This is a genomic window from Streptomyces cyaneofuscatus (assembly GCF_042718795.1).
GTDB lineage: Bacteria > Actinomycetota > Actinomycetes > Streptomycetales > Streptomycetaceae > Streptomyces > Streptomyces cyaneofuscatus_A.
The window spans coordinates 272,709-299,378 of sequence record NZ_JBHXOX010000005.1 but is presented as its reverse complement, the minus strand read 5'-3'; the positions used below and the strand labels follow the sequence as shown (position 1 = coordinate 299,378).

Sequence of the window (26,670 nt, the reverse complement as noted above, 5' to 3'; positions counted from 1 at the left end):
CCCGGATCCGGGTGTGCGCCCCACGGTCATGTACGGGACCGCCTCGGCCGGCCGTGTCACCAGGCCGTCGCGGACGAGGAGGACGAGGAGGACTTCTCCGAGGGCAGCAGCGCCCACAGGGCCAGATAGAGGAGGAACTGCGGGCCGGGCAGCAGACACGAGACGACGAAGATGACGCGCATCGTGGAGGCCGAGGTGCCGAAGCGCCGTGCCAGCCCCGCGCACACACCGCCGATCATGCGGCCTTCAGTGGGGCGGACCAGTGCGGCCATGGTGGGCTCCTTCGCGAACCGTAGCGGTGGGAGCGGCTCTTTGTTCTGCTCCCGATGTATCCATGGTGCATCCGCGAAGAGGGACAAAGCATCGCTCTACGGGGCGATGCCGACCCTGGTAATCGTCGGGGTCGAACCCCCAGGGGCCTCGTCCCGCAGAAGGGTCTCCTGCCGGTACCGGGGGAGGTCCCGTACGCCCGGCACCCCCCGGCGGCGCAGCCGCGCCCGGCACACCGGGACGACCAGCAGATGGGCCAGGACCACTCCGGCGGTGTTCAGCAGCACCGAGTCGATGTCGACCACCTGGCCCGGCACCCCGGTCTGGCCCAGCTCGATGGCGAGCGAGATCAGCGCCCCGGCCGCCACCGTCCGCAGCAGCGACACCCAGGGGGAGACGAAGATCCGGCCCCCTGCCATCGGCAGCAGCACCCCGAGCGGGGCCAGCAGGAGCAGCGCCCCGCCGATCCGGCGGGCGGCCTCGGCCGGGCCGAGCGCGAGGTCGGCCCTGATCGAGGCGAGCGGCTCGAAGTTGGCGGCCGTGATCCAGGGCACGTCCAGCGGGCGCAGCGTCAGCCACCCGACGAGCAGCAGATGCGCGAGGAGGAGAGTGACCCCCGCCGCGCGGAAGTGGATGACGGTCTGACCGTCCGAACCTTGACGCACGTCCACGAAGACGCCACGACCGGCAGGATCGGTTCCGTGACTTCTCCGGGGGCCTGCTGCGGCCCCTCAGCTCCGTGTGGCCCCCCAGCTCCGTGCGGGCCCTCAGTCCAGATCAGCTCCGTGCGGGCCCTCAGTCCAGATCGAGCACGTCCGGAGTCGTCCCGTCCTGCGGCCGCGCCTTCGTCTGCGAGGTGCAGAGATAGCCGCGCGGCGGGTACTCCCCGGGGCCGCCCAGGACCACCGAGCCCTTCGTGACCAGCGCCTCGTTCTCCGCGTACGTGCACACGAGCTGGGCCAGCGCCTCCTCCGACAGGTCCTCGGGCTGGCTGCTCAGCCGCAGGGTGCCCGCCGGGTCGCCGGCGCGCGAGGGCTCCACCCGCAGCCCCGCCGGGACCGCCGTGGAGAACCCGGCCCGGCGCTCGCTCTCGGGCGGCACCTGCCGCACCTGGTCCAGCAGGGCGCGGGCGGCCACCAGCGCGCCGGCCCCGGAGGCGCCCGCCGGTACCGGCCGGTCCACGGTCACCAGTTGCGAGGCGCACACCAGGTACACCGGCGCCGCCACGCTGTCCGGGGACCGGGTCGTGACATCCGCCGAGGGCAGCTTGCACGGCACCCGGGACGGCGCGGCCCCGGCGTCCACGGGCACGGACGTCGTCCGGATCCCGCACCCCGAGGCCAGCGCGGCGGCCGCCAGGACGGCGCCCAGTACGGCGACGGCACCACGCCGCCGCGCCGCACGCGGCATCGGCCGGAACGCACCGGTCATGGCGCCCCACCGTCCTCACTGTCGTCGTCCCCGCCCCGCCCGCTGCCGCCGTCCGCCCCGTCCTCGGCCGGCTCCGAGGCGCCGCGGGGCAGCCGGAGGACGAAGACCGCACCGCCGTCGGGCGAGTTGGCGGCCGTGATGTCACCCCCGTGGATGTGCGCGTTCTCCATCGCGATGGAGAGCCCGAGCCCGCTGCCCTCCGAACGCGGCCGGGAGGCGCTGGCCTTGTAGAAGCGGTCGAAGACGTGCGGCAGCACCTCCTCGGGGATGCCCGGGCCGTGGTCCCGTACCTCGATGACCAGCTCCTCGCCCTCGGTCCGCACCCGGACCCCCACCGGCGAACCCCCGTGCTTGAGGGCGTTGCCGATCAGGTTGGCCAGGATCACGTCCAGCCGGCGCGGGTCGAGGCGGACCATCATGCCGCGCTCCGCGTCCAGGTCCACCGCGTCCAGCCAGGCCCGGGCGTCGATGCACGCGGTGACCTGGTCGGCCACGTCCACGTCGTCCAGGACCAGGCGCGCGGTGCCCGCGTCGAAGCGGGTCACCTCCATCAGGTTCTCCACCAGGTCGTTCAGCCGCCGGGTCTCGCTCACCACGAGGTGCACGGCGGGCGCGATCATCGGGTCGAGGCTGTCCGCCTCGTCCTCCAGCACCTCGGCCACCGCCGTGATCGCGGTCAGCGGGGTGCGCAGCTCGTGCGACATGTCGGCGACGAACCGCCGGCTGGACTCCTCCCGCGCGCTCATGTCCGCGACCTTCTTCTCCAGCGAGCTCGCGGTCCGGTTGAACGTACGGGAGAGGTCGGCGAGTTCGTCCGTACCGGAGACGGTGAGCCGGGTGTCGAGCTTGCCCTCGCCGAGCTTGCGGGCCGCGTCACCGAGGCGCTGAACGGGCCGCAGCACCGTCGTGGCGGCCGCCTGCGCCAGCAGCGCCGAACCGATCAGCGCCAGGGTGGTGGCGATCCCCAGCGACCAGGCCAGCGAGTTGAGGTCCTGCCGCTCCTGGTCCAGGGACTTGAGCATGTACCCGGTCGGCCCGCCGCCGATGATCCGCGTACCGGCGACGAGGTACGGGGTGCCCGCGATGCTCGTACGCTGCCAGAACAGGTGGTACTCGTGCTCGTTGTCCGAGGTCAGCGGCTGCTTGCGGGCCACCTGCTGCTGCAACGAGTCCGGTACGTCGTCCAGGGTGAAGTCGTCCAGGTCGGAGAAGCCGGTGATCGGCTTGCCGCGCTCGCGCTCGTCCACCAGTAGCACGTTGTAGCCGGGACCGCCGGAGGCCATCTGCCCGGCGGCCCGCTGGAGGTCGTCCTTGGTGGGCCGCACCGGCAGCGCCGCAGCCGTGTCCTGCATCTGCCGCCGGAAGTCGTCGAGCGCGGTGTCCTGCGTACGGGTCAGCACCGCCTCGCGGTTGAGCCAGTACGCGATCCCCGAGGCGGAGACCGCGGCCGTCAGCGCCACCAGCGCGAACACCACGACCAGCCGCAGCCGCAGACTGGTCCAGCGCAGCCCCGCCCGCAGGGACCGCTTGGTCCTCTCCGTCACTGAGGCGAGTCCAGCCGGTAGCCCACGCCCCGCACCGTACGGATCAGGGTCGGCGAGGACGGCACGTCCTCCACCTTGGCGCGCAGCCGCTGGACACAGGCGTCCACCAGCCGGGAGTCGCCCAGGTAGTCGTGCTCCCACACCAGGCGCAGCAGTTGCTGGCGGGAGAGCGCCTGGCCGGGCCGGCGGCTCAGCTCCAGCAGGAGCCGCAGCTCGGTCGGCGTGAGCTGCAGGTCCTCACCGCCCTTGGTGACGGTCATGGCGGAGCGGTCGATGACCACGTTGCCGAAGGTCGCCGAGTCGGTCGACTCGCGCTCCCCGCGGCGCAGCACCGCCCGGATCCGGGCGTCCAGCACCCGGCCCTGGACGGGTTTGACCACATAGTCGTCCGCGCCGGACTCCAGTCCCACCACGACGTCGATGTCGTCGCTGCGCGCGGTCAGCAGAATGATCGGCAGTTGGTCGGTGCGCCGGATGCGCCGGCACACCTCGAAACCGTCGATCCCGGGCAGCATCACATCCAGCACGACCAGGTCGGGGCGCTGCTCACGCAGCAGCTCCAGGCCGTCCTCTCCCGTCGCCGCGGTGGCCACACGGTGGCCCTGGCGTGACAACGAGAGTTCGAGGGCCGTGCGGATGGCGTCGTCGTCCTCGATCAGCAACAGGAAAGGCACGAGCGTCATTCTGGCCCATGGGGGCGCTTCAGTTCGACCTGTGGCCCGGTCCCGTTGCCCGGACACGGCCGCGACCGCTGTCGGGCACGGCCGCAACTGCCCCTGTGACAGGCCTGTGACAGTCGGGGGACAGCGCCATGAAACTGCCCCGGCAAGCTCTTGGTCAGCAGGAAACGCAGGAAAACGCAGGGAACGAACGGACTTCACCGATCTCCACCGATAGGGGGCGCGAGATGAACGCACTGCACAGCACCAGTTCAAGCGCGGTTGTGACGCGTCTCCACGATGTCGGCCGGAGTGCGGAGAAGTCCGGTGCGGTGAACGCGATGAACGTACGGGGGTGCGTTCGGAGCGCCGGGCGTCAGCACCTGCCGTCACCGTCGACTGCGGAGCAGGCGCGCACGTCGTACATGACGGTGGTCGACGCCCCCACGGGGGAAAGCGCGGGGAACCACGGGGGAAGCGCGTACGGGGAGGTCACGGGGGACCGCACCCGGACGGAGACCGCGGAGGCCGAAGCGGCGTTCACGGCCTACGTCCAGGAGCGGCGGGCCTCCCTGTACGCCACCGCCTACCACCTGACCGGCGACCGCTTCGAGGCCGAGGACCTGCTCCAGAGCGCCCTCTTCTCGACCTACCGGGCGTGGGACCGGATCAGCGACAAGGCGGCGGTCGGCGGCTATCTGCGCCGCACCATGACCAACCTGCACATCAGCGCCTGGCGCCGGCGCAAGCTCAACGAATACCCGACCGAGGAGCTGCCGGAGACGGTGGGCGACACGGACGCGATGCGCGGCACGGAGCTGCGGGCGGTGCTCTGGCAGGCGCTCGCCCGGTTGCCCGAACTCCAGCGCACGATGCTGGTCCTGCGGTACTACGAGGGCCGCACCGACCCGGAGATCGCGTCGATCCTCGACATCAGTGTCGGCACGGTGAAGTCGAGCATCTGGCGGTCCCTCCGCCGGCTGCGCGAGGACGAGGTCCTCAGCTTCGGACGTGACGAGCAGGAGTCCTTCGGCGAGCTGGTGGCCTGAGGGGACGGGGGAAACAGGGGGAACGGGGGAAACGGGGAACGGCCGCTGCTTCGGGGGAGGCAGGGGCTGCGGGGGAGCAGTGAAACGGGTCCGAGGGGGCCTGGGGGAACACGGGGGAAACGGTCCGTCGCTTCGGGGGAGGCGCCGGCCACGGGGGAAACGCAGCGGGGTCGTACGGGCCGGGGGGTCCTGTACGGCCCCGTTCGCTGTGCGCGGCCAGGCTTCGATCCCGCGTACGGGTGGCGGCATCGCGGACACGGACAAACTCATCGACGGCTGGGCCGAGACCCGCGAAGCCAAGGGCGGCGACGCCGCCGAGAACGCGTACATCGCCCCCTCATGAAGGCCGCCGCCAAGAGTCATGAAGGCCGCCGCCAAGACCTTCGGCTGCACGGCCGGCTGACGACCGGCCCTACTCCGGCGCCCCCACCGTCGCCCGGCGGCACCGTCCCGCCGCCGCGGCGGCGAAGCGCCCCAGCGCCTCCTCCTTGCCGCACGGGTACGCCCCCAGCGCCGTCTGGCGGGCCACGATGCGCCGCTCGGCCCGCATCAGGCGCCAGCCGCGCCGGAGCAGGAACGGGACCGACTTGCGGCCCTCGCGCAGGTCCCGGACCAGGCGGCGGCGGAACGTGGTGGAGGGGCGGCCGCGCAGGCAGAGCGCGTCCGCCAGCAGGCCCAGTTCCTGGCAGCGGCCCACGATGTCCGCCGCGAAGATGCCCTCGGCCACGAAGAGCGGCGAGCGCTCGATGTGGAAGGCCTCCCGGCCCGTACGGGAGCTGGTGGCGATGTCGTACACCGGAACGTCCGTCCGGCCGGACCGGCACAGCTCGGCGATGGCCGCCACCGCCGCGTCCGCGTCCCAGGACGCGGCGGAGTCCCAGTCGATGTCCGCGGAGCCGGGCACCCGGGGCAGCGTCGGGTCGTCGTGCTCCTTGTAGAAGTCGTCCAGGCGCAGCACCGGGAGGCCGGTGCGGGCGGCCAGGACGGACTTGCCGGAGCCGGAGGGGCCCGCGAGCAGCACGACGCGGGTCGGGATCGGTTGGGAACGGGAACTCACAGAACAGAAGTGTGAGGCATTGACCCGCGCAGGGGACCACCCGGGCCTCCTGTTGGTATCCAGCATCACACCTCAACTACTCTGCGCGTACGGACGATTACCCGACCAGGTCGATCAGGTGGAAAAATGGCACTTCACGCACGCAAGCCCGAACGCCGCGCCCTGCTGCGCGCCGGTCTGACCGTGACCGCGCTGGGAGCGGCCCTGGGGGCCGGTGCGGGCTCCGCCCAGGCGGCCCCCACGCTGCCCCCGGTCGCCGAGATCCCCGAGCAGGGCACCGCGGCCGTCCAGGCCGTCACCGAGAGCGCCGGGCCCGCGGTGACCAGCGCGCTGGGTACCTCGCTGACCAACAGCATCCGGCCCATCACCGAACTCCAGCTCCACCCGCTGGCCAAGACCGGGGTGGACCCGCTGGACAACGCGGTCGGCACCCAGGTCGCCGACTTCCAGCCGGTGTCGACGGCGATCCTCACCGACCCCCTCACCAGCGGCGGCGCGATCGCCGACCTGCCGGTGGTGGGGACGGTGACCCGGCTCGTTACGGGCTGACGACGCCTTCCCGTACCACGAACGGGGCCGCCTCCAGCGTGTGGAGGCGGCCCCGTTCGCGTACGACGGCGTACGACGGCGAAGGACGTCAGTACGACGAGCCCGAGGCCCCCAGCGCACCCGTCGGGTGCCAGACCGTCTTGGTCTCCAGGAAGGCCGTCAGCCGGTGCGTGCCGGGCGCGGCCAGCCAGTCGGTGGAGGCGTCCGAGCCGTCCGCCTCGGCGGACAGCGGGCGCAGGACCCGCTTCAGGTTGTCCGCCGCCGCGATCTCCAGCTCCTTGGCCAGCTCGGCGCCGGCGCCGGTGAGGTCGATCGCGTTGACGTCCTGGTGGGCGGCGAGCGGGGCCGCCAGCTCCGCCGTGGCGCCGGACAGGATGTTGACCACGCCGCCGGGGACGTCGGAGGTGGCCAGCACCTCACCCAGCGAGAGCGCGGGCAGCGGGGCGTCCGCCGAGGCGATGACGACCGCCGTGTTGCCGGTCGCGATGGCCGGGGCGATCACCGAGACCAGGCCGAGGAGTGAGGACTTCTGCGGTGCGAGGACCGCGACCACGCCGGTCGGCTCGGGGGTGGAGAGGTTGAAGAAGGGGCCCGCGACCGGGTTGGCCCCGCCGGAGATCTGCCCGATCTTGTCGGTCCAGCCCGCGTACCAGACCCAGCGGTCGATCGCCGCGTCGACGACGGCCGCCGCCTTGGACTTCGACAGGCCCTCGGAGGCCGCGACCTCGCGGACGAACTGCTCCTTGCGGCCCTCCAGCATCTCGGCGACGCGGTAGAGGACCTGGCCGCGGTTGTACGCGGTCGCGCCCGACCAGCCGCCGAACGCCTTCCGCGCGGCCACGACCGCGTCCCGCGCGTCCTTACGGGAGGACTGCGGCACGTTGGCGAGCCACTGGCCCTTGGAGTCGGTCACCTCGTACACCCGGCCGCTCTCGGAGCGGGGGAACTTGCCCCCGACGTACAGCTTGTAGGTCTTGAAGACGCCAAGTCGGTTGTTATCGGACATCGAGGTACGCCTCCAGGCCGTGGCGGCCGCCCTCGCGGCCGTAGCCCGACTCCTTGTAGCCGCCGAAGGGCGACGTGGGGTCGAACTTGTTGAACGTGTTGGCCCAGACGACGCCCGCGCGGAGCTTGTTGGCCACCGCGAGAATGCGGGAGCCCTTCTCCGTCCAGATGCCGGCCGAGAGGCCGTACTGGCTGTTGTTGGCCTTGGCGACCGCCTCGTCCGGGGTGCGGAACGAGAGCACGGAGAGGACCGGGCCGAAGATCTCGTCACGGGCCACCGTGTGGGCCTGGGTGACGTTGGTGAAGAGGGTCGGCGCGAACCAGTAACCCGACGACGGCAGTTCGCAGGGGGCGCTCCAGCGCTCCGCGCCCTCCGCCTCGCCGGTCTCCACCAGGGCGGTGATCCGGGAGAGCTGCTCGGCGGAGTTGATCGCGCCGATGTCGGTGTTCTTGTCCAGCGGGTCGCCGAGGCGCAGCGTCGAGAGCCGGCGCTTCAGCGCGTCCAGCACCTCGTCCTGGACCGACTCCTGGACCAGCAGCCGGGAGCCCGCGCAGCAGACCTGGCCCTGGTTGAAGAAGATCCCGGTGACGATGCCCTCGACGGCCTGGTCGATCGGGGCGTCGTCGAAGACGATGTTGGCGCCCTTGCCGCCCAGCTCCAGCGTGACCTTCTTGTCCGTGCCCGCGACCGAGCGCGCGATGGCCTTGCCGACGGCGGTCGAACCGGTGAAGGCCACCTTGTCGACGTCCGGGTGCGTGACGAGGGCCTCGCCCGCGTCCCCGTAACCGGTCAGGATGTTGACGACACCCTTCGGCAGCCCTGCCTGGCGGCAGATGTCCGCGAAGAAGAGCGCGGAGAGCGGAGTCGTCTCGGCGGGCTTCAGCACCACCGTGTTGCCGGTGGCGAGCGCCGGAGCGATCTTCCACGCGAGCATCAGCAGCGGGAAGTTCCACGGGATGACCTGGCCGGCCACACCCAGCGGCCGGGGGTTGCTCCCGTACCCCGCGTGGTCCAGCTTGTCGGCCCAGCCCGCGTAGTAGAAGAAGTGCGCGGCGACCAGCGGGAGGTCCGCGTCGCGGGTCTCCTTGATCGGCTTGCCGTTGTCGAGGGTCTCCAGGACGGCCAGCTCACGGCTGCGCTCCTGGATGATCCGCGCGATCCGGAACAGGTACTTGGCGCGCTCGGAGCCGGGCAGCGCCGACCACTTCTCGAACGCCTTCCGTGCCGCCCTCACGGCCCGGTCCACGTCCGCCGCGCCCGCCTGGGCGACCTCGGAGAGCACCTCCTCGGTGCTCGGCGAAACGGTCTTGAAGACCTTGCCGTCGGCGGCCTCGGTGAACTCACCGTCGATGAACAGCCCGTAGGACGGGGCGATGTCGACGACGGAGCGGGACTCCGGCGCCGGTGCGTACTCGAATGCGGATGCCATGGCGTATCAGTCCACCGTCACGTAATCGGGGCCGGAGTAACGGCCGGTGCTGAGCTTCTGGCGCTGCATCAGCAGGTCGTTGAGGAGGCTGGAGGCGCCGAACCGGAACCAGTGGTTGTCCAGCCAGTCCTCACCCGCCGTCTCGTTCACCAGCACCAGGAACTTGACCGCGTCCTTGGTCGTGCGGATCCCGCCGGCCGGCTTCACACCGATCTGTACGCCGGTCTGCGCGCGGAAGTCGCGCACGGCCTCCAGCATGAGCAGCGTGTTGGCGGGGGTGGCGTTGGTGGCCACCTTGCCGGTCGAGGTCTTGATGAAGTCCGCGCCCGCCAGCATCCCGAGCCAGGAGGCGCGGCGGATGTTGTCGTACGTGGAGAGCTCACCGGTCTCGAAGATGACCTTGAGGCGGGCGGTCCCGCACTCGGCCTTCACGGCCACGATCTCCTCGTAGACCTTCAGGAACCGGCCGGAGAGAAAGGCTCCACGGTCGATCACCATGTCGATCTCATCGGCCCCGGCCGCCACGGCGTCGCGGACGTCCGCGAGCTTGACGTCCAGCGCGGCCCGGCCCGCCGGGAAGGCGGTCGCCACGGACGCCACCTTCACACCGGAACCGGCGAGCGCGGCGGTGGCGGTGGCCACCATGTCGGGGTAGACGCAGACCGCGGCGGTGCGCGGGGTCGTGCGGTCGAGCGGGTCGGGGTGGACGGCCTTGGCGGCGAGAGCCCGGACCTTGCCCGGGGTGTCCGCGCCTTCCAGCGTCGTCAGGTCGATCATCGAGATGGCGAGATCGATCGCGTACGCCTTGGCCGTCGTCTTGATCGAACGGGTTCCGAGGGCGGCGGCGCGCGCTTCGAGGCCGACGGCGTCGACGCCGGGCAGCCCGAAGAGGAAGCGGCGCAGCGCACTGTCGGACGCCGTCGCGTCGGAAAATGCGGGAGCAGTGGTGGGCATGGTCACCAGGGGAGCATATCTACGCGCGTAGCGACCTGTACAGGGGGCCGTGCCAACCGTGCGCATCGCCACACGTGCGGTCGGGGCAGGTGACCCGTCCGCCGGAGCAGGTGACCCGCGCCCGCCGGGGCAGGTGACCCGTCCGCCGGGGCAGGTGGCCCGCCCTCCGTGCCACGTGGCCTCTCCTCCGGGCCAGGTGGCCCCTCCTTCGGGTCCGTCAGGCAGAATCGCCCCCATGACGAGCCCCACACCCCCCGCAGAGCCGCAGTTCGCCGACCGGACCTACCGCTCGACATCCGCGCTGGTCTGCGGGGTGCTGCTCCTCGCCCTGGTCGTCGTGATGGCCGGGGACGCCCTGCTCCGGGGCGAGGGACAGGCGCCGTGGCTGGCCCTGGCCGCCCTGCTCACCGCCGTGCCGCTGATCGTGGCGTTCACCCTGCGGCCCGTCGTCTCCGTGAACGACGAGAGGATCCGCGTCCGCAACCCGTTCCGCACGATCCAGTTGCCCTGGACCGAGGTCGCCGACGTCCGGGCCGGCTACTCCTCCGAGCTGATCGCCGCCGGTGGCACCAAGTACCAGCTCTGGGCCGTGCCGGTCTCGCTCCGCGACCGCAAGCGCGCCTCGCGCGCGGCGGGCCGCGCCCCGCACAAGGACGCCTACGGCCGCTTCTCACCGGGCGCGGGCACGGGCTCCGCCGCCCACCAGCACAGCGTGCCGCCCGTCGCGGCCGCCGACCGGACGATCACGGAGCTGCGGGAGCTCGCCGAGAAAGCGGGCCCCCCGGCGGGCGAGGCCACCGGAAGCACGGGTTCGGTGCGCTGGGCGTACGAGGTGATCGCGCCGGCCGTCGTGGGGGTGGTGCTGTTCGTGGTGCTGGTGGCGGTCGGCTGAGGAGGCCGTACGTGTAGCGCGAAGGGACCGGCCCCCTCTGGAGGGGGCCGGTCCCTTCGTTTTACGTCCGTACGCCTCAGATCCCGGCGGCCGCCGCCAGGTCCCGCTTGATCCCGGCGAGCAGCTCCGCGCCCCGAGCCCGTGCGGCGGGCAGCCCGGCGGCGTCCGCCACCGGGACCACGACCTCCAGGTAGCACTTCAGCTTCGGCTCGGTGCCGCTCGGGCGGACAATCACCCGCGCGCCCTCCAACTGGTAGCGCAGCCCGTCGGTGGGCGGCAGCGCGGGCGTGCCCTGCGACAGGTCCTCGGCCGAGGTGACCGCGAGGCCGGCCAGGGCGGTCGGCGGCTGCTCGCGGAGCCGGGCCATGGCGTCGGCGATGACCGTGAGGTCCTCCACCCGCACCGAGAGCTGGTCGGTGGCGTGCAGCCCGTGGGCGAGCGCCAGGTCGTCCAGCAGGTCCAGCAGCGTACGGCCCTGCTCCTTGAGTACGGAGGCGAGCTCGGCGACGAGCAGGGCGGCGGTGATGCCGTCCTTGTCGCGGACGCCCTCGGGGTCGACGCAGTAGCCGAGCGCCTCCTCGTAGCCGTACCGCAGGCCGTCCACCCGGGCGATCCACTTGAAGCCGGTCAGGGTCTCCTCGTAGCCGAGGCCCGCCTTCTCGGCGATCCGGCCGAGCAGCGACGACGACACGATCGACTCCGCGAACACGCCGGAGACGCCCCGCTCGACCAGGTGCGCGGCGAGCAGCGCGCCCACCTCGTCGCCGCGCAGCATCCGCCAGCCGCCCTCGGTGGCGGTGTCGGGCACGGCGACGGCGCAGCGGTCCGCGTCCGGGTCATTGGCGATGATCAGGTCCGGCGCGGCCCGGCGTGCGGTGGCGAAGGCGAGATCCATCGCGCCGGGCTCCTCCGGGTTGGGGAAGGCCACGGTGGGGAACGCGGGGTCGGGTTCGGCCTGCTCGGTGACGAGGACCGGCTCCGGGAAACCGGCCCGCTCGAACGCGGCCGTCAGCACGGAGGTGCCGACGCCGTGCATCGCCGTGTAGACGGTGCGGGCGGTGCGGGGGCTGCCGGGGGCCAGGACGGCGTCCGTACGGGCGAGGTAGGCGTCCAGGACCTCCTCGCCGAGGGTCTCCCAGCCGCCCCCGGGGCGTACGACGTCCGCCAGCGGGCCGACGGCGGCGATGGCGGCGGCGATCTCGCCGTCGGCCGGGGGCACGATCTGCGAGCCGTCGCCGAGGTAGACCTTGTAACCGTTGTCGCGGGGCGGGTTGTGGCTGGCGGTGACCTCGACGCCGGCGACGGCACCCAGGTGCCTTATGGCGTACGCGAGTACGGGGGTGGGGAGCGGGCGGGGGAGGACGGCCGCGCGGAGTCCGGCGCCGGTCATCACGGCGGCGGTGTCGCGCGCGAAGTCCTCCGACTTGTAGCGGGCGTCGTAGCCGATGACGACGAGGCCGCCGGCCTGGCCCTGGGCCTTGAGGTACGCGGCGAGGCCCGCCGCCGCCCGGATCACCACGGACCGGTTCATCCGCATCGGGCCCGCCCCCAGCTCACCGCGCAGTCCGGCGGTGCCGAACTGGAGCGTGCCCGCGAAACGGGCGGCGAGCTCGGCGGTGTCGCCCGCCTCGATCAGCGCGGCCAGCTCGTCGCGCGTCTCGGGGTCGGGGTCCTCGGCCAGCCAGGTCCTGGCCTGCGCGATGAGGTCGTGCTGCACGGGGTCCGCCTTTCGGGGGTGTGCGGGTGGGGGCGTACGGGGGTGGGTGCGGGTGTCCGGCGGGTGCGGGTGCGGGTGCGGGTGGGCTCGGCCGGGTGCGGGCCGGTGGGGCGGGGGTGGGCCGGTGGGGCGGGGGTGGGCGCTGCGCGGGCTGTTCCCCACCCCGCCCCTTCCCGAAACCGGGGCTCCGCCCCGGACCCCGGTCCTCAAACGCCGGACGGGCTGGAGAGGAAGCCGGTCCGGGCTGGAGAGGAAGCCGGTCCGGGAGGCCGGTGAGGACGGGCCCTAGATGCGCTCCAGCACCCTCGCCAGCAGCGCGCCCATCCGCGTCGCCGAGTCGCGGCCCGCCTGGAGGACCTCCTCGTGGTTCAGGGGCTCGCCGGAGAGGCCCGCCGCCAGGTTGGTGACCAGGGAGAGGCCCAGCACCTCGGCGCCCGCCTCACGGGCCGCGATGGCCTCCAGGACGGTGGACATGCCGACCAGGTCGCCGCCCATGACCCGGACCATGTTGATCTCGGCCGGGGTCTCGTAGTGCGGGCCGGGGAACTGGACGTACACGCCCTCTTCGAGGGTGTCGTCGATCTCCTTGCACAGCGCGCGCAGGCGCGGCGAGTACAGGTCGGTCAGGTCGACGAAGTTGGCGCCGACGATCGGTGAGGTCGCCGTGAGGTTGAGGTGGTCGCTGATCAGCACCGGCTGTCCGGGGCGCATGCCCTCGCGCAGGCCGCCGCAGCCGTTGGTCAGGACGACCGTCTTGCAGCCCGCGGCCACCGCCGTACGGACTCCGTGGGCGACGGCGGCGACGCCGCGGCCCTCGTAGTAGTGCGTGCGGCCGAGGAAGACCAGGGCGCGCTTGTCGCCGATCTTGTACGAGCGGATGGTGCCGCCGTGGCCCTCGACCGCGGGCGCCGGGAAGCCGGGGAGCGCGGTGACGGGGAACTCGGCCTCCGGCTCGCCGAGTGCTTCGCCCGCGGGCGCCCAGCCGGAGCCCATGACCAGGGCGACGTCGTGGGTCTCGGCGCCGGTCAGCTCGCGCAGGCGGGCGGCGGCCCCGGCAGCGGCTGCGTACGGGTCGCCCTGGATGTTGTCCGGAATAACTGATGCGTTCACGCGGAAGAGCGTAACCGCTGAATGCCTACGCGCGTAGATGTACCGGTGCAAAGACTCGCCGCGTGGCTTTGTGGCTTCGCACGAAGAGAGGCCGCCGCGCCCCGCTCAGCAGGGGCGCTTGCGCAGGCCCATCACGTAGTCGTGCGGGGCGCCCGCGGATTCGGCCGCGTCCGCGATCTCGCCCAGGTAGCGCGCGGAGGGCAGGCCGCCCTCGTACCCGTTCAGCACGTACATCCAGGCCGGCTCCTCGCCGTCCAGGGTGTGCACGCGGACGCGCATGCGCCGGTAGATGTCGAGGCCGACGCCCTCCCAGCGGTCCATGGAGTCCTCGTCCATCGGCGCCAGGTCGTACAGCGCGACGAAGACCTGGGAGCGCGGCGCCTCGACCACGGTGGCCAGCGCCCCTTCCCAGCCCATCTGCTCCCCGCCGAAGGTCAGCCGCCAGCCGTTGAGCCAGCCGGTGCTGCGCATCGGGGAATGCGGGGCGCGGCGGGTCATGAGCCGCGCGTCGAGGTTGCCGGCGTACGCGGCGTAGAGCGACATGGGTCCGAGGGTACGGGAGGGGGGCGCGGGAGTGCCGGTTCCTGTGACGAAGGCCCCGGTCGGGGGAGTGCCGAGCGGGGGTTCGAAGGGGTGTGCGGGCGGCCCCGTCTACGTACGGACGGGACTTCCTTCCCGTACGGAAGGGGCTTCCTTCCCGTACGCCGGGAGGCTCTGCTTCCGTACGGCAGCGGCCTCCGCGCCCGTATCTTCAGAGCCTCCGCGCCCGTGCCTCCGGAGCCCCGGCTCCCGTATGGAGGGCCCCGGGGCGAATCCGCTTGGCGCGTGCGGGACAATGGAGTACGTACTGCATTCCCCCGGGGCGATCCCCCGGACCCCCGGCCGGGGCGGCAGACGGCCGTGGGGATGACACCCACGCGAGGCGGACTTTTCGTGACCCGGATCGTGATCATCGGCGGCGGCCCCGGCGGCTACGAGGCGGCTCTGGTGGGCGCCCAGCTCGGCGCGGAGGTGACCGTCGTCGACTGCGACGGCCTCGGCGGAGCCTCGGTACTCACCGACTGCGTGCCCTCCAAGACCCTGATCGCGACGGCCGAGGTGATGACGACCTTCGACTCCTCGTACGAGGAGCTGGGGATCATCGTCGCCGACGACACCCCGCACATAGAGCAGGCGGCGAGGGTGGTCGGGGTCGACCTCGGCAAGGTCAACCGACGGGTCAAGCGCCTGGCGCTCGCCCAGTCCCACGACATCACCGCCTCCGTCACCCGGGCCGGCGCCCGCGTGATGCGCGGCCGCGGCCGGCTCGACGGGCTCCAGGCCTCCGACGGCTCCCGCCAGGTCGTCGTCACCGCCGCCGACGGCACCGAGGAGCGGCTGGACGCGGACGCGGTGCTGATCGCGACCGGCGGCCACCCCCGCGAGATCCCGGACGCGCAGCCGGACGGCGAGCGCATCCTGAACTGGACCCAGGTCTACGACCTCGACGAGCTGCCCGAGGAGCTCATCGTGGTCGGCTCCGGGGTCACCGGCGCCGAGTTCGCCGGTGCCTACCAGGCGCTCGGCTCCCGCGTCACCCTCGTCTCCTCCCGCGACCGGGTGCTGCCGGGCGAGGACCCGGACGCCGCCGCCGTGCTGGAGGACGTCTTCCGGCGCCGCGGCATGAACGTGATGTCCCGCTCCCGCGCCCAGTCGGCCAAGCGCGTCGGCGACCGGGTCGAGGTGACGCTGGCCGACGGCCGGGTCATCACCGGCTCGCACTGCCTGATGGCGGTCGGCGCGATCCCCAACACCGCGGGCATGGGCCTGGAGGAGGCCGGCGTACGGCTGAAGGACTCCGGCCACATCCTGACCGACCGGGTCTCGCGCACCAGCGCCCCCGGCGTCTACGCGGCCGGCGACGTCACCGGGATCTTCGCGCTGGCCTCGGTGGCGGCGATGCAGGGCCGGATCGCGATGTACCACTTCCTCGGCGACGCGGTCGCCCCGCTCAACCTCAAGACGGTCTCCGCCAACGTCTTCACCGACCCGGAGATCGCCACCGTCGGCTACAGCCAGGCCGACGTGGACGCGGGCAAGATCGACGCCCGGGTGGTGAAGCTGCCGCTGCTGCGCAACCCGCGCGCCAAGATGCAGGGCATCCGCGACGGCTTCGTCAAGATCTTCTGCCGTCCCGGTACGGGGATCGTGGTCGGTGGCTGCGTCGTCGCGCCGCGCGCCAGCGAACTGATCCACCCGATCTCGCTCGCGGTCGACAACAACCTGACCGTGGAACAGATCGCAAAGGCGTTCACCGTGTACCCGTCGCTGTCCGGATCGATCGCGGAGGTGGCCCGGCAGCTCCACACCCGCAAGCTGACGGACGAGGGCTGACGCCGGGTCAAGTCCTGGTGGAAGCCTTGCGGTTGCCGGGGAATTCCGACATTCCCCGGCAACCCCCGTCACTCCGGACGAGGGTGATGACCGCTCAGTGATCACACCCGGACAAGAGTGAAAGCCTCTATATCACGTGCGGGTACGCCGGATGTACATCTTCCGTTATTCGGCGCAAACTGCTGAAAACTCACCGGCGGCCAGGTTACTGTCAGTTTCGTGTTCGCTGCAGAACGTCGTCAGTTGATCCTCGAAATGGTGCGTGCCAACGGGGCGGTATCGCTCCGTGAGCTCGCCCGCGTCGTCCAGACCTCCGAAGTGACCGTACGGCGGGACGTGCGGGCACTGGAGGCAGAAGGACTCCTCGACCGCCGGCACGGCGGTGCGGTCTTGCCGGGCGGTTTTACGCGGGAGTCCGGCTTTCCGCAGAAATCCCATCTCTCCACCGCGGAGAAGACGGCCATCGCCGACCTGGCGGCCTCGCTGGTCGGTGAGGGCGAGGCCATCGTGGTCGGCGCCGGTACGACCACGCAGGAGCTGGCCCGCCGGCTCGCGCGGGTCCCCGGTCTGACCGTGGTCACCAACTCGCTGCTGGTCGCCCAGGCGTTGGCCCATGCCAACCGGGTGGAGGTCGTCATGACCGGCGGCACCCTGCGCGGCAGCAACTACGCGCTGGTGGGCAGCGGGGCCGAGCAGTCCCTCCAGGGGCTGCGGGTCTCCCGGGCCTTCCTCTCCGGGAGCGGCCTCACGGCCGAGCGCGGCCTGTCCACCTCCAACATGCTCTCGGCCAGCGTGGACCGGGCCCTCGTGCAGGCCGCCGCGGAGGTGGTCGTCCTGGCGGACCACACGAAGCTGGGCGCCGACACGATGTTCCAGACGGTGCCCACGGAGCTGATCACCCGCCTGGTGACGGACGAGCCCCCGCTCCACGACGAGCGCGCGGCCGCCGAGCTCCAGGCCCTGGCGGACCAGGGCGTGGAGGTCACGGTGGCGGGCCCGGACGCGGACGCGTCGCCCGGCGAGGCTCCCCCCGGGGACCGCCGCCCTCGCCGCGACATGCCGTTGCCGGGCCAGCGCCGGACGACGGCGGGGCGCGCCGGAGGCCTGGGGCCGCAGCTACGGAGCGCGTCGCCGCTGTCGGACCAGGCGTCGTCGTCGGGCGAGCGGGCGAGGGTGGCGGACCTGCGGCGGCGGTAGGGCCCGGGCCCCGGTCGGGGGCGCTGCCCCCGAACCCCCGCTCCTCAAACGCCGGAGGGGCTGGATTGGGCGGCGCCGCATTTTCAGCCCCTCCGGCGCTTGAGGACGAAAGGGGGCGGGGCAGCGCTCCGGTTTCGGGAAGGGGCGGGGCGGGGAGAGGCCCCGCGCAGCGGGCCCCGGGGCCGGGGGGCCTACTTCAGCCCCCGCAACGTCAACCGCAGCAACCGCCCCGCCAGCTCCGGGTCATCCGGCGACTGCTCAGCGGCCAGCGCGATCGCGTTCGTCAGTTGCAGCAGATCGTCGATCGACACATCGCCCCGCACCGATCCGCTCTCCTGCGCCCGCCGCAACAGCCCCGCCCCCGCCTCCCGCAACGGCAGATGGCACGGGGCGAGCGCCGAAGTCTCGTCCTGCGAGGCCGACATGAGCGCGCGGGCCAGCCCGCGGTACTCACCCGCGTGGGCGACGATCGCACCCAGCCAGTCCACCAGCGCCTGGCACGGGGCCTCGGCGCCCGCGAGTTCGCGGGAGCGGTCCAGGAGTGAGCGCAGGGCGTCCTGGAAGACCGCGTTCATCAGGGCGTGCCGGTGGGGGAAGTGCCGGTAGAGGGTGCCGATGCCCACGCCCGCCTGCCGCGCGATGTCCTCCAGCGAGGCATCCGTACCGTGCTCGGCGAAGGCCGTGCGGGCCACGCCGACGAGGCGTTCGTGGTTCCGGCGGGCGTCCGCGCGCATCGGCCGCTCCGGCGGCCGTGCCGTGCCCGGTTCCATCGAGATCGGCCCTGCCATGGCTCCCGCCCTCCCTCGGCCCCATAGGGCTGTCGGGATCCAGGATGCCACTGCACGGGAAGGGGCCCGGAACCCGTACACGGAGGGGCCCGGAACCCGTACACGGAGGGGCCCGGCCCGCGTCCTGACGACGCCGGCCGGGCCCCTCGGTACGAACGGAGCCGTCAGTCCTTGATCTCGCAGATCAGGGCGCCGGAGGAGACGGAACCGCCGACCTCCGCCGTGAGCCCCTTGACCGTGCCGGAGCGGTGCGCGTTCAGCGGCTGCTCCATCTTCATGGCCTCCAGGACGACGACGAGGTCGCCCTCCTTGACCTCCTGGCCCTCCTCGACCGCGACCTTGACGATCGTGCCCTGCATGGGCGAGGCGAGGGAGTCGCCGGAGGCGGCGGAGCCGGCCTTCTTCGCCGCGCGGCGCTTCGGCTTGGCGCCGGCCGCGAGGCCCGTACGGGCCAGGCTCATGCCCAGCGAGGAGGGCAGCGAGACCTCCAGGCGCTTGCCGCCGACCTCGACGACCACGGTCTCGCGACCGGCCTCGTCGTCCGCGTCCGCCTCGGCGGGCGCGGCGAACGGCTTGATCTCGTTGACGAACTCCGTCTCGATCCAGCGGGTGTGGATGGTGAACGGGTCCGCGGTGAAGGCGGGGTCGGCGACGACGGCGCGGTGGAAGGGGATGGCGGTGGCCATGCCCTCGACCTGGAACTCCGCCAGCGCACGCGCGGCCCGCTGGAGGGCCTGCTCGCGGGTGGCGCCGGTGATGATCAGCTTGGCCAGGAGGGAGTCCCAGGCCGGGCCGATGACGGAGCCGGACTCGACGCCGGCGTCCAGGCGGACACCGGGACCGGTCGGCGGGGCGAACACCGTCACCGTGCCGGGGGCCGGGAGGAAGCCGCGGCCCGGGTCCTCGCCGTTGATGCGGAACTCGAAGGAGTGCCCGCGCACGGCCGGGTCGCCGTAACCGAGCTCCTCGCCGTCGGCGATGCGGAACATCTCGCGTACGAGGTCGATGCCGGTGACCTCTTCGGTGACGGGGTGCTCGACCTGGAGGCGGGTGTTGACCTCCAGGAACGAGATCGTCCCGTCGGCCCCGACGAGGAACTCCACCGTGCCCGCGCCGACGTAGCCGGCTTCCTTCAGGATCGCCTTGGACGCCGCGTACAGCTCCGCGTTCTGCGCCTCGGAGAGGAAGGGGGCCGGGGCCTCCTCCACCAGCTTCTGGTGGCGGCGCTGGAGCGAGCAGTCACGGGTCGAGACGACGACCACGTTGCCGTGGGTGTCGGCCAGGCACTGGGTCTCCACGTGGCGCGGCTTGTCGAGGTAGCGCTCGACGAAGCACTCGCCCCGCCCGAACGCGGCGACGGCCTCGCGGACGGCGGAGTCGTACAGCTCCGGGATCTCCTCCAGGGTGCGGGCGACCTTCAGCCCGCGCCCGCCACCGCCGAAGGCGGCCTTGATCGCGATGGGGAGGCCGTTCTGCTCGGCGAACGCCACGACCTCCGCCGAACCCGCGACCGGGTCGGGGGTGCCGGCCACCAGCGGGGCGCCGGCGCGCTGCGCGATGTGGCGCGCGGCGACCTTGTCACCCAGGTCGCGGATGGCGTGCGGCGGCGGGCCGATCCAGGTGAGCCCGGCGTCCAGGACGGCCTGGGCGAACTCGGCGTTCTCCGACAGGAACCCGTAGCCGGGGTGGATGGCGTCCGCCCCGGAGTCCGCGGCGGCCTGGAGCACCTTGGCCATGTCCAGGTAGCTGGCGGCCGGGGTGTCACCGCCCAACGCGAACGCCTCGTCGGCGGCCCGGACGTGCAACGCGTCCCGGTCCGGATCGGCGTAGACCGCGACACTCGCGATCCCCGCGTCCCGGCACGCCCGAGCAACGCGGACAGCGATTTCGCCACGGTTGGCGATGAGCACCTTGCGCACGATGACTCCCTCCTGGAAACAAGCTGAGTTTAGGGACTACCGACACGGCGCTACGACCCGTCCCCAATGGTGAGCTTGCCCACACGGAGTGTGATTCGAGGCTTGCCTCAGTAGGGAAATCCCTTGTGGCACCACGGTACGCCGGGTTCTACAACCGCACAGTAACTACCCGGTGTGGTGCAGGTCTCTGTCTGAGGGGTCAACGCCTTACGGCGTTTCTTTGTGGAGTCCCTACGAACGGCCGGGGGATTCTTTGCCCGGCGTACGGACCCCGCCGCACCAGGGGCCACTCCGGCAGTGGGCCCAACCGGCCACTCATCCGCGGATCGTCCACGTCCGCCGGCTCGGTCAGCCGGATGCCGAAAGCGTTCTCGACGAGCGACAGCACTCCATGGAGAGGAGCCGGTGCGCCGGGGACGAGCCCACGCCCAGGTCCAGGGGCCGTCGACGCCGGTGGTGACGACCGGTTCCTCGTCGTCGTAGAGGTCGTCGCCGAAGTCGTCCGCGAGATCGATGCCGTCGCGCGGGGCGAGGCTCTCCGGGGCGACGCCCATACGGGAGAGCAGCTCGGCAGGGCTCGTGTCCCGTACGAAGGTCAGGGTGTAGAGGGGGAAGTCGCCCACGCGGAACATCTCCAGGCCGCGCTCCGCAGGTGTGTCCGTCATGCGGCGGATGCTGTCACGCCCCTCTGACAGCACGACGGGCAGTGCGACGGCCAGTACGACGGGTAGTACGACGGGCAGTACGACGACCGGACCGGCGGCAGTGGACCCCTTGTCCGGAGGAATACCGGTGAGTAAGGTCCGCGACACGCACGTACCGCAAGTAACAGGGGGTGGCGCCTTGCTGCGCAGAACGGTGGCGATCGTGACCGCGCTCGTGCTGTTCGGGGAGGCGGTGGGCATCTTCGTGATCAACGCCGCCCTCGCCACGGTCACCGAGAACCAGAACATGTCCCTGGCCGGGATGGACCCGGAAGCCATGACCGCCGGGACCTGGGTGATGGGCGGGGTCTCCGCCGTGCTGCTCATCGGGTGCGGGCTGATCGCGCTGCTCGCCGGGGTCCGGGACCGGGCGCCGGGGCGGTTCGGGCGGATCGTGCTGATCGGCTGCGCGGTGGTGCACGGGGTGCTCGGGGCGGTGACCGTGGGGCTCGTGGGCTGGCCCGCGTTCGCCTTCATGATGATGGTGCTGGCGCTTCTGGTGTTCACCCTGCTCGGGTACGGGCCCGAGGGCCGTGGCGAGGACCGGGTGAGTGACGAGGCGGCCCCGGCGGCCGTCTGAGCCACCGCCGGGAGCGCCGGGAAGCTCCGCTCAGACCCACAACTCCGTGACCGAGACGCCCAGTTCGCCGAGCAGGCGGCGCAGCAGCGGCAGCGAGAGGCCGATCACGTTGCCGTGGTCGCCCTCGATGGAGTCGACGAACGGTGCCGACCGGCCGTCCAGCGTGAAGGCCCCGGCCACGTGCAGCGGCTCGCCCGACGCCACGTACGCGGCGACCTCGGCGTCGCTCGGCTCGCCGAACCGTACGACGGTGGACGCCGTCGCCGAGGTGTGGCGGCCCGAGGCGGTGTCGATCACGCTGTGGCCGGTCTGCAGGATGCCGGAGCGGCCGCGCATCGCCTTCCAGCGGGCGGTGGCCTCCTCGGCGTCGGCCGGCTTGCCGAGCGCCTCGCCGTCCAGTTCGAGGACCGAGTCGCAGCCGATGACCAGGGCCCCCGCCGCCTCGGGGCGCTCCGCGACGGCCGCCGCCTTGGCCCGGGCCAGGACCAGGGCCAGCTCGGCGGGGGTCGGGGCGGTCAGGGCGTCCTCGTCGACCCCGCTGACGATCACCTCGGGGGCGAAACCCGCCTGGCGCAGCAGGCCGAGGCGGGCGGGGGAGGCGGAGGCGAGGACGAGGCGGCGCTGATCAGTCATACCGGCCATCGTAGAAGGAGCCCGCGCTCTCGTAGGACCGTGAGCCCGCGCTCTCGTAGGACCGTGAGCCCGCGCCCTCGTAGGACCGTGAGCCCGTGCCCTCGAAGGACCGTGAGCCCGTGCCCTCGAAGGACCCTGCAGACCTTGTGAGGGCTCAGCGGGTGCCGAGCACGAACATCGCGACCAGCATCGCCAGCGCGAGCAGGAGACCCGCTCTGCGCATCATGTCCTGGGCGTCGCGCAGTTCCTTCGGCGGCTTGTTCTCGGGATCGGACCACAGCATGCTTCCGATCCTGCCCCCGCCGGGCGCCGATGCACCTGAGTACGGGTACTCAAGCGCGCCGGCGCCCGGCGGGGGCCTCAGGCCGGCCAGTACGTCCTGGCCCAGGCCCGCGGGCCCGGCTGCGGGCGGCCCGTACGGGCGATGCGGCCCGGGTCGGACCACTGCTCGGGCGGGACGGGCGCGCCGGACGACACGGCGGCGCTCGCCGCGGCGCGGGCCTGGACCACCGCCAGGGCGGCGGCCAGCTCCTCGGGGGTCGGGTTGCCCCGTACGACCCTGATCATGGGCAGACCTCTCTGCGGGAGGGCGGGCGGCTACAGCGGGATGTTGCCGTGCTTCTTCGGAGGGAGGGATTCCCGCTTCGTACGGAGCTGACGCAGGCCCTTCACGATGTGGGCCCGGGTGTCGGACGGCATGATCACCGCGTCGACGTAGCCGCGCTCGGCCGCCACGTACGGGTTGAGCAGCGCGTCCTCGTACGCCGTCATCAGCTCGGCGCGCGTGGCGTCCGGGTCCTCGGCGGCGGCGATGGTGCGGCGGTGCAGGATGTTCACCGCGCCCTGGGCGCCCATGACGGCGATCTGGGCGGTCGGCCAGGCCACGTTCAGGTCGGCCCCCAGGTGCTTGGAGCCCATCACGTCGTACGCGCCGCCGAACGCCTTGCGGGTGATGACGGTGATCAGCGGGACCGTAGCCTCCGCGTAGGCGTAGATCAGCTTGGCGCCGCGCCGGATGATGCCGCCGTACTCCTGGTCCACGCCCGGCAGGAAGCCCGGCACGTCGACGAAGGTGATGACCGGCACGTTGAACGCGTCGCAGGTCCGGACGAAGCGCGCCGCCTTCTCGCTCGCGTCGATGTCCAGGCAACCGGCGAACTGCATCGGCTGGTTGGCGACGATCCCGACCGGGTGGCCCTCCACCCGCCCGAAGCCGGTGATGATGTTCGGCGCGAACAGCGCCTGGGTCTCCAGGAACTCGGCGTCGTCCAGGACGTGCTCGATCGCGGTGTGCATGTCGTACGGCTGGTTCGCCGAGTCCGGGATGAGCGTGTCCAACTCCCGGTCCTCGTCCGTGGTGGCGAGGTCCGCCTCCTCCGGGAAGGCCGGGGCCTCGGAGAGGTTGTTCGAAGGGAGGTAGGAGAGAAGGGACTTGACGTACTCGATGGCGTCCTTCTCGTCGCCCGCCAGGTGGTGCGCCACCCCGGAGGTGGTGTTGTGCGTACGGGCTCCGCCCAGCTCCTCGAAGCCGACGTCCTCGCCCGTGACCGTCTTGATGACGTCGGGGCCGGTGATGAACATGTGCGAGGTCTGGTCGACCATCACCGTGAAGTCGGTGATCGCGGGGGAGTAGACGGCGCCGCCGGCGCACGGGCCGACGATCAGCGAGATCTGCGGGATCACCCCGGAGGCGTGCACGTTGCGGCGGAAGATCTCGGCGAACAGGCCGAGCGCGGCCACCCCCTCCTGGATGCGCGCGCCGCCGCCGTCGTTGATGCCGATGACCGGACAGCCGGTCTTCAGCGCGAAGTCCATGACCTTGACGATCTTCTCGCCGTAGACCTCGCCGAGCGAGCCGCCGAAGATGGTGAAGTCCTGCGAGTACACGCAGACCGGGCGGCCGTCGACCGTGCCGTACCCGGTGACGACGCCGTCGCCGTACGGGCGGTTCTTCTCGATGCCGAAGTTGGTGGAGCGGTGCCGGGCGAACTCGTCGAGCTCCACGAAGGAGCCCTCGTCCAGCAGCAGATCGACCCGCTCACGGGCCGTCAGCTTGCCCTTGGCGTGCTGCTTCTCGACCGCGCGGGCCGAACCCGCGTGCGTCGCCTCCTCGATACGGCGGCTCAGGTCCGCGAGCTTGCCCGCGGTGGTGTGGATGTCGCTCTGCGGCTCGGACATCGGGGGGCGGCTCCCTGCCTGGTCACGGGGACGGCGAACGGTGCCGGTCACGGGGGGACGGACCGGTCGCCTGTCCGACTCTGCGGCTACTGACTCGTAACTTCTGGTCACGCAACGCTCGTACGCCACGCTTGTACGTCACGTTCGTACGTCACGCGTGTACGTAACGCTCCGGCTACTGACTCGTAGGGTATCGGCGCGTCTCCGGAAAGGCAGTGCGTCCTTTGCCACACCTAGGGTGGCTTGCATGACACCACCGGATGCGCCACAGAACCGCTGGTCGGACCTGGACCGGCCGCCCCTGAACGTCACCGCGCTGCGCCGCGGGCTGCTGCGGCCCGAGTCGCTCTGGAGCGAGCTGGAGGTCGTGGAGACCACCGGATCGACCAACTCCGACCTCGCGGAGCGGGCCCGCTCCGGTGACCTGGCCGAGGGCGCGGTCCTGGTCGCCGAGGAGCAGACCGCCGGGCGCGGCCGGCTGGAGCGGAGCTGGACCGCGCCGCCCCGCTCCGGGCTGTTCTTCTCGGTGTACCTGGAGCCCGGCGACGACGTACCCGTGGAGCGGTGGGGGTGGGTGCCGCTGCTCGCCGGGGTGGCCGCCGCGACCGGCCTCGCCAAGGCGGCGGGCGTCGACACGGCACTCAAGTGGCCCAACGACCTGCTGGTCACCGTGGAAGGGGAGGAGCGCAAGGCCGGCGGCATCCTCGGGGAGTTCGCCGGGAACGGCATCGTCGTCGGCCTCGGCATCAACGTCTCGCTGCGCGCCGACGAGCTGCCCGCCCCCACCGCCGGCTCCCTGGCGCTCGCCGGAGCCGTCTCCACCGACCGGGAGACCCTGCTGCGGGCCGTCCTGCGCTCGCTGGAGCACTGGTACGTGGAGTGGCGGGCCGCGGGCGGAGACGCGGCCGCGAGCGGGCTCCAGGCGGCGTACGCGGCCGGGTGCGCGACCCTGGACCGGACCGTACGGGCCGAGCTGCCGGGCGGGAACTCCCTGGTCGGGCAGGCCGTGGCGATCGACGGCGACGGGCGCCTCGTGCTCTCCACCGACGACGGGCTCCAGCAGCCGGTGTCGGCCGGGGACATCGTGCACCTGCGGGGCGCGGCGGGCGGGCTGACCTGAGAGCGGGCGGGCTGACCTGAGCGCGGGCGGCGAGAGGGCCCGCCGTACGCCGGATCCACCCGATGGCCGTACCGGTGGATACCGCGTAACCGGTAGATGTCACGCGCGACGCACCCGTATCGGGCAACCAAGGACGTGAGCTAGGGCACACCTGCCGTATTGTTGAGGCGATCCAGCGACAGATCACTGTTGGGGCGATCAGCGACAGATCGGCAGGCAGTGCGCAGGGAACGGGCAGGAGGCGGCTGGTGACCGTCGGCGACACGACGTCCGGCGCGGGCGAGGAGCCCCCGTCGGACTCCTCGGTCCATGCCACCCCGCATCACGAGGTCGACCACACGGCCGAACCGACCGACGACCCCCTCGCGATCCGCCTCGAAGCGCTGATCCTGGGGGCCGACCGCCGCTACACCCCCTTCCAGGCCGCCCGCACCGCCGGGGTCTCCATGGACCTGGCCTCCCGGTTCTGGCGGGCCATGGGGTTCGCCGACATCGGCCAGGCCAAGGCGCTCACCGAGGCCGACGTGCTGGCCCTGCGCCGACTCGCCGGGCTGGTGGAGGCGGGGCTGCTCAGCGAGCCGATGGCGATCCAGGTGGCCCGCTCCACCGGGCAGACCACCGCACGGCTGGCGGAGTGGCAGATCGACTCGTTCCTGGAGGGGCTCACCGAGCCGCCCGAGCCGGGGATGACCCGGACGGAAGTCACGTATCCGCTGGTCGAGCTGTTGCTGCCGGAGCTCCAGGAGTTCCTCGTCTACGTGTGGCGGCGCCAGTTGGCCGCCGCGACCGGGCGGGTCGTGCAGGCGGCGGACGACGACGAGATGGTCGACCGGCGCCTCGCCGTCGGCTTCGCGGACCTCGTCGGCTTCACCCGGCTGACCCGGCGCCTTGAGGAGGAGGAGCTCGGCGAACTGGTCGAGTCCTTCGAGACGACCGCCGCCGACCTGGTCGCCGCGCACGGCGGCCGGCTCATCAAGACCCTCGGTGACGAAGTCCTCTTCGCCGCCGACGACGCGGGTACGGCGTCCGAGATAGCGCTCCGGCTGATCGAGGCCATGTCCCAGGACGAGGCGATGCCCGCCCTGCGCGTCGGGATCGCCTTCGGCACGGTCACCACGCGGATGGGCGATGTCTTCGGCACCACGGTGAACCTTGCCAGCCGGCTCACCTCCATAGCTCCGAAGGACGCCGTCCTCGTGGACGGGGCGTTCGCCAAGGAGCTGGTCCGGCACGGGGACGCCCCGGAGTCGGAGGCCCAGGCTGCCGAGGAGGTCGCGGCCGCCGCCGAGCGGGCCCGGCTGGCCGAGAAGGAGGGCCGCGAGGTGGTCGAGGAGCCGCCGCTGCCGACGTACCGCTTCGGGCTCCAGCCGATGTGGCAGCGGCCGGTGCGCGGGCTGGGTGTGGTGGAGCCGTGGCTGCTGGCGCGGCGGGGGAAGACGGGCTCCTGAGCCTGACCTCCAGGTGTTCGGGCTCGGTTTGCCCTGTCGGTTTCCCGTGCGCCCTGTCTAGGA

General features: G+C 72.2%; 27 protein-coding genes. 9 read left to right on the top strand and 18 right to left on the bottom strand.

Annotated features, from left to right (window positions below; genetic code table 11):
• Window positions 1-56 precede the first annotated feature (56 nt).
• The 5 genes from ACFWRT_RS07560 to afsQ1 all read right to left on the bottom strand — a co-directional run bounded on the left by ACFWRT_RS07560 (window position 57) and on the right by afsQ1 (window position 3,919).
• Window positions 57-272: a PspC domain-containing protein gene (locus ACFWRT_RS07560; protein WP_380950515.1), complete on the bottom strand. Its 216-nt coding sequence runs from the start codon at window positions 270-272 to the stop codon at window positions 57-59.
• A 96-nt stretch (window positions 273-368) separates the two neighbouring features.
• Window positions 369-941, bottom strand: a complete 573-nt coding sequence (locus ACFWRT_RS07555; protein WP_380950514.1) for a VanZ family protein — start codon at window positions 939-941, stop codon at window positions 369-371.
• A 124-nt stretch (window positions 942-1,065) separates the two neighbouring features.
• Entirely contained in the window at window positions 1,066-1,701 is a 636-nt protein-coding gene (locus ACFWRT_RS07550; protein WP_380950513.1) for a hypothetical protein, read from the bottom strand.
• Window positions 1,698-3,245 carry an ATP-binding protein gene (locus tag ACFWRT_RS07545; protein ID WP_380950512.1) on the bottom strand — a complete coding sequence of 516 codons (1,548 nt, stop codon included), beginning with the start codon at window positions 3,243-3,245 and terminating at the stop codon, window positions 1,698-1,700. Before ACFWRT_RS07545 ends, ACFWRT_RS07550 begins: the two co-directional genes overlap by 4 nt.
• Entirely contained in the window at window positions 3,242-3,919 is a 678-nt protein-coding gene (gene afsQ1, locus ACFWRT_RS07540) for a two-component system response regulator AfsQ1 (RefSeq protein WP_078533099.1), read from the bottom strand. Before afsQ1 ends, ACFWRT_RS07545 begins: the two co-directional genes overlap by 4 nt.
• Before the next feature lie 233 nt (window positions 3,920-4,152).
• Between afsQ1 and ACFWRT_RS07535 the strand changes: the two genes are divergently transcribed.
• Both ACFWRT_RS07535 and ACFWRT_RS07530 read left to right on the top strand, forming a co-directional pair.
• Window positions 4,153-4,953 (top strand): SigE family RNA polymerase sigma factor, encoded by an 801-nt coding sequence (locus tag ACFWRT_RS07535; protein WP_380950511.1) that lies wholly within the window; start codon window positions 4,153-4,155, stop codon window positions 4,951-4,953.
• A 208-nt stretch (window positions 4,954-5,161) separates the two neighbouring features.
• Window positions 5,162-5,296: a hypothetical protein gene (locus tag ACFWRT_RS07530; RefSeq protein WP_380950510.1), complete on the top strand. Its 135-nt coding sequence runs from the start codon at window positions 5,162-5,164 to the stop codon at window positions 5,294-5,296.
• A 69-nt stretch (window positions 5,297-5,365) separates the two neighbouring features.
• Here the strand turns inward: ACFWRT_RS07530 and ACFWRT_RS07525 are convergent, their stop codons facing one another.
• Window positions 5,366-6,076, bottom strand: a complete 711-nt coding sequence (locus ACFWRT_RS07525) for a uridine kinase (protein WP_380950509.1) — start codon at window positions 6,074-6,076, stop codon at window positions 5,366-5,368.
• A gap of 60 nt (window positions 6,077-6,136) precedes the next feature.
• Here ACFWRT_RS07525 and ACFWRT_RS07520 point away from each other — a divergent pair, with 60 nt between their 5' ends.
• On the top strand, window positions 6,137-6,559 hold the full coding sequence (locus ACFWRT_RS07520; protein ID WP_380950508.1) for a hypothetical protein: 423 nt from the start codon (window positions 6,137-6,139) through the stop codon (window positions 6,557-6,559).
• A gap of 88 nt (window positions 6,560-6,647) precedes the next feature.
• Here the strand turns inward: ACFWRT_RS07520 and ACFWRT_RS07515 are convergent, their stop codons facing one another.
• From ACFWRT_RS07515 to deoC, 3 genes are read right to left on the bottom strand one after another with little or no spacing between them, the layout of a single operon-like run.
• Window positions 6,648-7,565: an aldehyde dehydrogenase family protein gene (locus ACFWRT_RS07515; protein WP_380950507.1), complete on the bottom strand. Its 918-nt coding sequence runs from the start codon at window positions 7,563-7,565 to the stop codon at window positions 6,648-6,650.
• Window positions 7,555-8,994 carry an aldehyde dehydrogenase family protein gene (locus ACFWRT_RS07510; RefSeq protein ID WP_380950506.1) on the bottom strand — a complete coding sequence of 480 codons (1,440 nt, stop codon included), beginning with the start codon at window positions 8,992-8,994 and terminating at the stop codon, window positions 7,555-7,557. The genes ACFWRT_RS07515 and ACFWRT_RS07510 overlap by 11 nt, the downstream gene beginning before the upstream one ends.
• A gap of 6 nt (window positions 8,995-9,000) precedes the next feature.
• The gene (gene deoC / locus ACFWRT_RS07505; protein ID WP_109167320.1) at window positions 9,001-9,948 is read right to left on the bottom strand and encodes a deoxyribose-phosphate aldolase; all 948 of its coding nucleotides are present in this window, start codon (window positions 9,946-9,948) and stop codon (window positions 9,001-9,003) included.
• A 235-nt stretch (window positions 9,949-10,183) separates the two neighbouring features.
• On the opposite strand from deoC, the gene ACFWRT_RS07500 reads away from it, so the two are divergent.
• The gene (locus ACFWRT_RS07500) at window positions 10,184-10,840 is read left to right on the top strand and encodes a PH domain-containing protein (protein ID WP_380950505.1); all 657 of its coding nucleotides are present in this window, start codon (window positions 10,184-10,186) and stop codon (window positions 10,838-10,840) included.
• Window positions 10,841-10,916: 76 nt separating this feature from the next.
• On the opposite strand, the gene ACFWRT_RS07495 is transcribed toward ACFWRT_RS07500, so the two are convergent.
• The 3 genes from ACFWRT_RS07495 to ACFWRT_RS07485 form a co-directional block, all read right to left on the bottom strand.
• Window positions 10,917-12,557 carry a phospho-sugar mutase gene (locus tag ACFWRT_RS07495; protein WP_380950504.1) on the bottom strand — a complete coding sequence of 547 codons (1,641 nt, stop codon included), beginning with the start codon at window positions 12,555-12,557 and terminating at the stop codon, window positions 10,917-10,919.
• Window positions 12,558-12,842: 285 nt separating this feature from the next.
• Window positions 12,843-13,667, bottom strand: a complete 825-nt coding sequence (locus ACFWRT_RS07490) for a purine-nucleoside phosphorylase (RefSeq protein ID WP_380950503.1) — start codon at window positions 13,665-13,667, stop codon at window positions 12,843-12,845.
• Between the two features lie 105 nt (window positions 13,668-13,772).
• On the bottom strand, window positions 13,773-14,210 hold the full coding sequence (locus tag ACFWRT_RS07485) for a gamma-glutamylcyclotransferase (RefSeq protein ID WP_015610940.1): 438 nt from the start codon (window positions 14,208-14,210) through the stop codon (window positions 13,773-13,775).
• Window positions 14,211-14,600: 390 nt separating this feature from the next.
• Here ACFWRT_RS07485 and ACFWRT_RS07480 point away from each other — a divergent pair, with 390 nt between their 5' ends.
• Complete coding sequence (locus tag ACFWRT_RS07480) at window positions 14,601-16,040, top strand: NAD(P)H-quinone dehydrogenase (RefSeq protein ID WP_380950538.1); 1,440 nt, start codon at window positions 14,601-14,603, stop codon at window positions 16,038-16,040.
• A 219-nt stretch (window positions 16,041-16,259) separates the two neighbouring features.
• Window positions 16,260-17,237, top strand: coding sequence for a DeoR/GlpR family DNA-binding transcription regulator (locus ACFWRT_RS07475; protein WP_380950502.1), 978 nt, complete (start codon window positions 16,260-16,262; stop codon window positions 17,235-17,237).
• A 191-nt stretch (window positions 17,238-17,428) separates the two neighbouring features.
• On the opposite strand, the gene ACFWRT_RS07470 is transcribed toward ACFWRT_RS07475, so the two are convergent.
• Both ACFWRT_RS07470 and ACFWRT_RS07465 read right to left on the bottom strand, forming a co-directional pair.
• Window positions 17,429-17,971, bottom strand: coding sequence for a TetR/AcrR family transcriptional regulator (locus ACFWRT_RS07470; protein WP_463287805.1), 543 nt, complete (start codon window positions 17,969-17,971; stop codon window positions 17,429-17,431).
• Between the two features lie 218 nt (window positions 17,972-18,189).
• Window positions 18,190-19,944, bottom strand: a complete 1,755-nt coding sequence (locus ACFWRT_RS07465) for an acetyl/propionyl/methylcrotonyl-CoA carboxylase subunit alpha (protein WP_380950500.1) — start codon at window positions 19,942-19,944, stop codon at window positions 18,190-18,192.
• 846 nt (window positions 19,945-20,790) lie between these two features.
• Here ACFWRT_RS07465 and ACFWRT_RS07460 point away from each other — a divergent pair.
• Window positions 20,791-21,228, top strand: coding sequence for a hypothetical protein (locus ACFWRT_RS07460; RefSeq protein WP_380950537.1), 438 nt, complete (start codon window positions 20,791-20,793; stop codon window positions 21,226-21,228).
• Between the two features lie 30 nt (window positions 21,229-21,258).
• On the opposite strand, the gene ACFWRT_RS07455 is transcribed toward ACFWRT_RS07460, so the two are convergent.
• From ACFWRT_RS07455 to ACFWRT_RS07440, 4 genes are all read right to left on the bottom strand, one after another.
• A complete protein-coding gene (locus ACFWRT_RS07455; RefSeq protein WP_380950499.1) occupies window positions 21,259-21,870 on the bottom strand; it encodes a nucleoside triphosphate pyrophosphatase in 612 nt (203 codons plus the stop codon).
• A 145-nt stretch (window positions 21,871-22,015) separates the two neighbouring features.
• Entirely contained in the window at window positions 22,016-22,144 is a 129-nt protein-coding gene (gene mmpB / locus ACFWRT_RS07450; RefSeq protein WP_356747198.1) for a morphogenic membrane protein MmpB, read from the bottom strand.
• A gap of 77 nt (window positions 22,145-22,221) precedes the next feature.
• Complete coding sequence (locus tag ACFWRT_RS07445; RefSeq protein WP_015610948.1) at window positions 22,222-22,428, bottom strand: acyl-CoA carboxylase epsilon subunit; 207 nt, start codon at window positions 22,426-22,428, stop codon at window positions 22,222-22,224.
• Between the two features lie 30 nt (window positions 22,429-22,458).
• Window positions 22,459-24,039: an acyl-CoA carboxylase subunit beta gene (locus tag ACFWRT_RS07440; RefSeq protein ID WP_317817885.1), complete on the bottom strand. Its 1,581-nt coding sequence runs from the start codon at window positions 24,037-24,039 to the stop codon at window positions 22,459-22,461.
• Between the two features lie 247 nt (window positions 24,040-24,286).
• Here ACFWRT_RS07440 and ACFWRT_RS07435 point away from each other — a divergent pair, with 247 nt between their 5' ends.
• Together ACFWRT_RS07435 and ACFWRT_RS07430 are read left to right on the top strand one after the other, a co-directional pair.
• Window positions 24,287-25,159: a biotin--[acetyl-CoA-carboxylase] ligase gene (locus ACFWRT_RS07435; protein WP_380950498.1), complete on the top strand. Its 873-nt coding sequence runs from the start codon at window positions 24,287-24,289 to the stop codon at window positions 25,157-25,159.
• A 248-nt stretch (window positions 25,160-25,407) separates the two neighbouring features.
• Window positions 25,408-26,607 (top strand): adenylate/guanylate cyclase domain-containing protein, encoded by a 1,200-nt coding sequence (locus tag ACFWRT_RS07430; protein ID WP_030561533.1) that lies wholly within the window; start codon window positions 25,408-25,410, stop codon window positions 26,605-26,607.
• The last annotated feature ends 63 nt before the right edge of the window (window positions 26,608-26,670 follow it).

Coding starts and splice junctions, on each gene's coding strand:
- mmpB (WP_356747198.1), bottom strand. CDS start 22,144: ATGCTGTGGTCCGATCCCGAGAACAAGCCGCCGAAGGAACTGCGCGAC.
- ACFWRT_RS07520 (WP_380950508.1), top strand. CDS start 6,137: ATGGCACTTCACGCACGCAAGCCCGAACGCCGCGCCCTGCTGCGCGCC.
- ACFWRT_RS07440 (WP_317817885.1), bottom strand. CDS start 24,039: ATGTCCGAGCCGCAGAGCGACATCCACACCACCGCGGGCAAGCTCGCG.
- ACFWRT_RS07435 (WP_380950498.1), top strand. CDS start 24,287: ATGACACCACCGGATGCGCCACAGAACCGCTGGTCGGACCTGGACCGG.
- ACFWRT_RS07535 (WP_380950511.1), top strand. CDS start 4,153: ATGAACGCACTGCACAGCACCAGTTCAAGCGCGGTTGTGACGCGTCTC.
- ACFWRT_RS07510 (WP_380950506.1), bottom strand. CDS start 8,994: ATGGCATCCGCATTCGAGTACGCACCGGCGCCGGAGTCCCGCTCCGTC.
- ACFWRT_RS07550 (WP_380950513.1), bottom strand. CDS start 1,701: ATGACCGGTGCGTTCCGGCCGATGCCGCGTGCGGCGCGGCGGCGTGGT.
- ACFWRT_RS07455 (WP_380950499.1), bottom strand. CDS start 21,870: ATGGCCGGTATGACTGATCAGCGCCGCCTCGTCCTCGCCTCCGCCTCC.
- ACFWRT_RS07445 (WP_015610948.1), bottom strand. CDS start 22,428: ATGATCAGGGTCGTACGGGGCAACCCGACCCCCGAGGAGCTGGCCGCC.
- ACFWRT_RS07560 (WP_380950515.1), bottom strand. CDS start 272: ATGGCCGCACTGGTCCGCCCCACTGAAGGCCGCATGATCGGCGGTGTG.
- ACFWRT_RS07525 (WP_380950509.1), bottom strand. CDS start 6,076: ATGCTGGATACCAACAGGAGGCCCGGGTGGTCCCCTGCGCGGGTCAAT.
- ACFWRT_RS07500 (WP_380950505.1), top strand. CDS start 10,184: ATGACGAGCCCCACACCCCCCGCAGAGCCGCAGTTCGCCGACCGGACC.
- deoC (WP_109167320.1), bottom strand. CDS start 9,948: ATGCCCACCACTGCTCCCGCATTTTCCGACGCGACGGCGTCCGACAGT.
- ACFWRT_RS07515 (WP_380950507.1), bottom strand. CDS start 7,565: ATGTCCGATAACAACCGACTTGGCGTCTTCAAGACCTACAAGCTGTAC.
- ACFWRT_RS07470 (WP_463287805.1), bottom strand. CDS start 17,971: ATGCGCGCGGACGCCCGCCGGAACCACGAACGCCTCGTCGGCGTGGCC.
- ACFWRT_RS07485 (WP_015610940.1), bottom strand. CDS start 14,210: ATGTCGCTCTACGCCGCGTACGCCGGCAACCTCGACGCGCGGCTCATG.